General features: G+C 57.5%; 6 protein-coding genes. 4 read left to right on the plus strand and 2 right to left on the minus strand.

The window, feature by feature from the left end; translation table 11 throughout:
* Nucleotides 1–69 precede the first annotated feature (69 nt).
* On the minus strand, nt 70–441 hold the full coding sequence (locus tag CFE47_RS29635) for a PH domain-containing protein (protein ID WP_057013158.1): 372 nt from the start codon (nt 439–441) through the stop codon (nt 70–72).
* 128 nt (nt 442–569) lie between these two features.
* On the opposite strand from CFE47_RS29635, the gene CFE47_RS29640 reads away from it, so the two are divergent.
* A complete protein-coding gene (locus CFE47_RS29640) occupies nt 570–1205 on the plus strand; it encodes a LysE family translocator (RefSeq protein ID WP_286842549.1) in 636 nt (211 codons plus the stop codon).
* Between the two features lie 6 nt (nt 1206–1211).
* Here the strand turns inward: CFE47_RS29640 and CFE47_RS29645 are convergent, their stop codons facing one another.
* Nucleotides 1212–1541 carry a hypothetical protein gene (locus CFE47_RS29645; protein WP_286842550.1) on the minus strand — a complete coding sequence of 110 codons (330 nt, stop codon included), beginning with the start codon at nt 1539–1541 and terminating at the stop codon, nt 1212–1214.
* A 238-nt stretch (nt 1542–1779) separates the two neighbouring features.
* Here CFE47_RS29645 and CFE47_RS29650 point away from each other — a divergent pair, with 238 nt between their 5' ends.
* From CFE47_RS29650 to CFE47_RS29660, 3 genes are all read left to right on the plus strand, one after another.
* On the plus strand, nt 1780–2316 hold the full coding sequence (locus CFE47_RS29650; RefSeq protein WP_286842552.1) for a sigma-70 family RNA polymerase sigma factor: 537 nt from the start codon (nt 1780–1782) through the stop codon (nt 2314–2316).
* Complete coding sequence (locus CFE47_RS29655) at nt 2313–3278, plus strand: FecR domain-containing protein (protein WP_286842554.1); 966 nt, start codon at nt 2313–2315, stop codon at nt 3276–3278. The genes CFE47_RS29650 and CFE47_RS29655 overlap by 4 nt, the downstream gene beginning before the upstream one ends.
* 89 nt (nt 3279–3367) lie before the next feature.
* Nucleotides 3368–5776, plus strand: coding sequence for a TonB-dependent siderophore receptor (locus CFE47_RS29660; RefSeq protein ID WP_286842555.1), 2409 nt, complete (start codon nt 3368–3370; stop codon nt 5774–5776).
* The last annotated feature ends 431 nt before the right edge of the window (nt 5777–6207 follow it).

Below are 6207 nucleotides of genomic sequence, written 5' to 3' on the forward strand. Positions count from 1 at the left end.
TCATCGACGACTGGCACGAGTGGCTGTTGCCTTTCAGTCAGAACTTGCTGGTCTTTTTTTGCCTATCGGTCAACCCAACAGATGCTTGGAAATCAACCGCGAAATTTCAACAATCGACGTCTTCCCCGTGAATTCAAACCTCACTTTCCCCAACGACGAAAAGTAAACCTCCAACTCCGAATCCAGATCAAAGGTCCCGGACGTCTCAACCGAATACGCCACGATATTTTTGTACGGCAGCGACGTGAAGTCCTTCTTGCTGCCGGTAATCCCCTGCACGTTCACCGCGATAATTCGTTTGGTGGTGAACACCACGCCGTCGCGCATGGCCTTGTACGCATCCACCACTTCTTCGCCGTCCAGCAGCAGGGCGCTTACGCGTTCGGCGTATTCGTTGTTTTGTTTGAGTTTGAAGAAGCCTTTGTTGTTGAAGTCGATCATGTGTCTGCCTTTTTGGGTGTATGCCGTTTTGCTCACGGATCTGTATCTAACGCGCGCATTTTGAACGCCCTACCATGGCGACCAACCTTACAACCTTGGCCAGATGTTTCAACAAACGGAGCCGAACCATGCCTGAGCTGTCCAACTGGCTTGCCTATGCGCTGATTTCCCTCGGCATGGTGCTCACGCCCGGCCCGAATATGATCTATCTCATTTCGCGCTCGATCTGTCAGGGGCGCACGGCCGGGTTGATTTCGCTAGGCGGCGTGGCGCTGGGTTTTTTGGTTTATATGCTGTGCGCGGTCTTGGGGATAACGGCCTTGGTGATGGCGGTGCCGTTTGCGTATGACGCGCTACGTTTCGGGGGCGCGCTGTACCTGATTTACATGGCTTGGCAGGCAGTCAAGCCCGGCGGCCGTTCACCGTTCCAGGTACGAGACTTGCCAGAGGACAGCCCGCGCAAGCTCTTCACGATGGGCCTTGTGACCAACCTGCTGAACCCCAAGGTGGCGGTGATGTATTTGTCATTGCTGCCTCAGTTCATCGACCCGAACGGCCACGGCAGTGTGCTGACGCAGTCCTTAGTGCTGGGCTTTACGCAGATTTTCATCAGCGTGAGCGTCAACGCGGCGATTGCCACCATGGCGGGCTCCATCGCGGTGTTCTTCGTCACCCGGCCCGGTTGGCAGGTGGTGCAGCGCTGGCTGATGGGCTCTGTGCTGATGGGGTTGGCGGTGCGGATGGCGGTGGAAGGGCGGCGGTAGGTTGCCTTACTGGATGTCTTTCAAGTAATCCTTGAGCGTGGCTAACGGCGCGGGCAGTTCGTCGAGTTGATCGACGTTCTGCACGCCTGCCGCCAACCGCTGCAATTCACGCCCCAGCACGGTATCGATGCCGCCCACCGCGACAAGCGCTTGCTCCACACATTCATCAACTTTCACCAGAATCGCGGCCAGGTCTGCCTGGCGCACCAGCAGGCCAAACACCTCCCTGTCATAGCCCACCATCACCGGGTCATCGCGCAAAATCGGGCTGCCGCCGTCCTGCTCATGCACCAACTTAAGTGCAAAAAGCGCCACAGCTTCCAGCGTCAACTCCATGGTCTCGGTTCCTCTGCTTACGGGGGGAGGGCGATGATCACTGTTCTACAGCGCAAAAAACAACCCCTTGCATCAGCGCTCCAAAATCAACGTCACTCGACGATTAGGGACGTGTTCCTGGGCGATGGTGTTGTCAATCAGCGTCTGGGGACCGAGATGATGTTGGCGATGTTTGCCCGTTGTAGTGCTTTGCGTTTCTAATTATTATTGGGAACAATTCTTATTCGTAGGGCTCCTTATGCCTCCGCTTCCCGAGCCCGTCGCCTCACCCCTCAGCGTTGGCTGCCTCTATAGCGCTCACCATGGCTGGATTCAGCGCTGGCTCGCCCGAAAGCTCGGCAACGTCAGCGATGCCGCCGAGTTGGCCCATGATGTGTTTGTTCGGCTCTTAACCCATCCCCGTGAATTTGGCAGCGACGGGCATGCGCGTGCATATCTCAGTACGTTGTCGCGCAATGTGTGTGTGGATTTTTTCCGGCGTAAACAGGTAGAGCAAGCGTGGCTTGAGGTGTTGGCGACTCGGCCGCAGGCGTGTGCACCTTCGGAAGAGCACCGTGCGTTGGTGCTGGAAGCGTTGGTGCATTTGCAGGCGATGCTCGATCGGTTGCCGGCAAAGGTGTCCGAGGCGTTCTGCCTGGCCCAGATCGACGGCTTGAGTTACCGCGAGATTGCACAGCGCATCGGCGTGAGTGAGCGCACCGTCACCAAATACATCGGCCAAGCCATGTTCCAGTGCATGGTGCTGGAAGCCGAGTTGGACGGCGCCCTGTCATGAGCACTCAATCCGGTGGCCTTGACCATGCCACCTTGCAACAAGCTGCTGACTGGTACGCACGCCTGAGTGCCGAACCCACGGCCTTGCCATTGCATGAGGCGTGGCGCGAATGGCATGCCAGCAGCGAGATCAATCGCCAGGCGTGGAGCTACGTCGCTCGTGTGGGGCAGCGTTTTGCGCCATTGCAGGTGGATGTGGCGGGTGCCAACAAAACGCTGGAGAACCTGCGGCATTCCCAGCGTTCGCGGCGGCAGGTGTTGCGCGGGTTGTCGGTTGTCATGGGCGGCGCTTTGCTGGGCTGGGGCAGTTGGCAGCAGCGTTGGTTGCCAGGGGCGTGGAACGCGGACTTTCATACGGGGACTGCGGTGTTGGGTGAGCAGCTGTTGGCGGACGGTTCGCGAATCTGGCTTAACAGTGACACGGCACTGGACGTGAATTTCAGCGTCGGGCTGCGTGAATTGAAACTCTACAAGGGCGAAGTCCTGATCAATACCGGTGGTGACCCTCGACCGTTTGTGGTGGATACCCCGCAAGGTCGCCTGCGACCTTTGGGCACGCGGTTCAGCGTGCGCGAACAAAATGGCCGCACGCTGCTTAATGTGTATGAAGGCAGCGTGCTGGCGAACTGCGCCGACACTGATCAAGCCCGAATTGTGCAGGCCGGGCAGGGCGTAGCGTTTGATCGTCAAAGCGTGTCGGCGACGCAGCGTGCGCAACCCGGGCGAGAGGCGTGGGCTAATGGCGTGCTGATGGCGAACGATATGCGCCTGGGGGACTTTATTGGTGAGCTGGCAAGTTATCGCCAGGGGCATTTGGGGATTGATCCGCAGGTGGCCAATCTTCGCGTGATGGGCACTTACCCCTTGCAGGACACCGATCAGGTGCTGGCCATGTTGGAGCAAGTGCTACCCGTGCGGGTTGAGCGGCGCTTTGCCTGGTGGGTCAACGTGGTACCGCGCTGATTTTTTTTAATCCGTGCTTCCGGTTTTGGATTTTCATTCGAATTAGAGAAGGACAACGGCTTGATGCCTCCTTCGACCGGAACTGTTTTATGTCCTCATTTCTGCGTAACTCTCCTCAACCTTTGGCCCTGGCAATTGCATTTGCCTTGGCTGTGCCTGCCAGTCTGAGCCTTGCACCGCTGGCGGCTGCGGCTGAGCAAACGAGCGTACAGCGCTTCGACCTGCCGTCCGGTGCGCTGGCCGACAAGCTCAACCAGCTCGCCACCCAAGCGGGCATCTACCTGGCGGGCAATGCCGCGCTCACAGCTGGCAAGACTGGCCCGGCGCTGCATGGCAGCTATACCGTAGACCAGGCGCTGCAGACAGTGCTGGCGGGCAGCGAGTTGACAGTGGTGCAGACCGGCGAGGGGCGTTATCAATTGCAGCCTGGGGCGGGCGGTGCGTTGCAACTGGGCGCAGTGTCGATCTCTGGCATGGCGCCGGGGTCGACCACTGAGGGCACCGGCCTGTACACCACGTATTCGTCCAGCAGTTCGACACGGCTGAACCTGACTCAGAAGGAAACACCGCAGTCGGTCACGGTGATCACTCGTCAACGCCTCGACGACCAGAAACTCACCAACCTTACCGAAGTGCTGGAAGCTACGCCGGGCATTACCGTGCTGCGTGTAGGCGTGGGGGCGGAGAACGATACCTATTGGTCCCGTGGCTTCCAGATCAACAACTTTGAAATCGACGGCGTGCCGACCTCGGCGCGGCTGGATAACACCACTCAGAACACTGCGATGTATGACCGTGTTGAAGTGGTGCGCGGCGCCACAGGTTTGATCAGCGGTTCAGGTACGCCGTCGGCGACGATCAACTTGATCCGCAAGCGGCCGACTGCCGAGGCACAAGCCAGCATCACCGGCGAGGCGGGCAGTTGGGATCGCTATGGGACGGGCTTTGATGTGTCGGGGCCATTGAATGACAGCGGCAATATCCGTGGTCGTCTGGTGGTGGACTATAAGAAGCAGAACTCGTGGGTGGATCGGGTCAACACCGACTCGCAGCTGGTGTACGGGATTTCTGAGTTCGGCCTGAGCGAAGCGACCATGCTCACGGTGGGCTTCAGCTATATCAACAACCAGGTCAACGATCCGCTGCGCACCGGTTTCCCGATGTTCTACAGCAATGGCAACCGCACCACCTTTAGCCGTTCCGCCAACAGTGCGCCGGACTGGGCTTATAACGACCGCAAGCAGACCAATATCTTCACCTCCCTCGAGCATCAGTTCGATAACGGCTGGAGTGGCAAGGTGGAAGTCAGTCATACCCAGAACCAGTTCGATGAGCTGATCAACTATATGAACGGCAGTATTGATCAGGACACGGGGGCGGGTGCTTATCTGTATCCCAATCGTTGGTCGGGCACGCCGCGTCAGAACAACCTCGATGCCTATCTCACCGGGCCATTTAATCTGTTTGGGCGCGAGCATGAGTTGATCGCCGGCGTGACGATGTCGCGCTACAACGAAAACACGCCGAGCCATGGCGGCTGGTTTGGCAGTTGGACCGGTTACGACGGCACCGTGCCTAACATCTTCAACTGGAACGGGAGCGGTGCGAATATTCCGAACACCACGCCCGTGGGCAAGACCCATATTGAAGAAGACCAGTACGCGGCTTATCTCACCTCGCGCTTGCACGTCACCGACAAGACTTCCGTGATCCTCGGCAGCCGCGTGACAGACTGGAAGCGCAGCAATGAAGTGGTGACGTTCGCCGACCCAAGCCAGACCACCGAGAACAAGGAAACCCGCAACGGTGTATTCCTGCCTTATGCCGGTATCGTTTATGACTTGAGCAGCACCTGGTCGCTGTATGCCAGTTACACCAAGATTTTCAATCCGCAGGCCTACGGCATTCAGGACGCGAGCTACAAGGCATTGGACCCGCAGGAAGGTACGGGTTATGAGGTTGGGGTCAAGGGCAGCTTCAACGACGACAAACTTAACGCCAGCCTGGCGCTGTTCAAGATTGACCAGGACAACCTGCCGGTTTTTGTCCGCGACCCTGATATCTACCGTGCAGAGCAGGGCACGACCACCAAGGGGGTAGAGCTTGAGTTCAACGGTGAACTGAGCGAAGGCTGGCAAGCGTCTGCCGGTTACGCCTACAGCGTGAGCACCAACGCTGAAGACCAGCGCATCGTTACCACCAGCCCGCGCCACAGCCTCAAAACGTTCACCACTTATCGCCTGCCGGGTGTGTTCGACAAGGTAACGGTTGGCGGCGGGGTTAACTGGCAGAGCAAGACCGGGATGGACTTGCATACGTTCGACCAGGGCAGCTATGCGTTGACCAACCTGATGGCGCGGTATGACATCAGTAAAAACCTCAGTGCCACACTGAACGTCAACAACGTGTTTGACCGCAGCTACTATGCCTACGCAGACAGCTGGAGCGTCTACGGGGCTCCACGTAACTTTATGACGAGCTTCAAATACACGTTCTGAGCCAGCAATTACGGGAGGGCTGCCCGAGAGTATGGGGAGGTCCTGTTTAAAAGTGGAAAAAGAGGTTGACGGCAGATTCTGGAGGCCTATAATTCGCCCCACTTCCGGCGCAGTCGATACGGAAAACTCCTTGGTAAACAATGAGTTATGTAGGTTTCGGCAGTCAGTTGCTTCAGTTCATCGAAGCCCGCAGGAAGTTGAAAAAGAGGTGTTGACAGCAGCGTGTAACGCTGTAGAATTCGCCTCCCGCTAACGAGTGATCGGAAGCGCAAGTGGTTGAAGTTGTTGAAGAAATCTTCGAAAACTTCTGAAAATAATCACTTGACAGCAAATGAGGCTGCTGTAGAATGCGCGCCTCGGTTGAGGCGAAAGATCTTAACCAACCGCTCTTTAACAACTGAATCAAGCAATTCGTGTGGGTGCTTGTGGAG

It is taken from the genome of Pseudomonas sp. PGPPP1, assembly GCF_002255865.1.
In the GTDB taxonomy this organism is placed as follows: domain Bacteria; phylum Pseudomonadota; class Gammaproteobacteria; order Pseudomonadales; family Pseudomonadaceae; genus Aquipseudomonas; species Aquipseudomonas cremoris.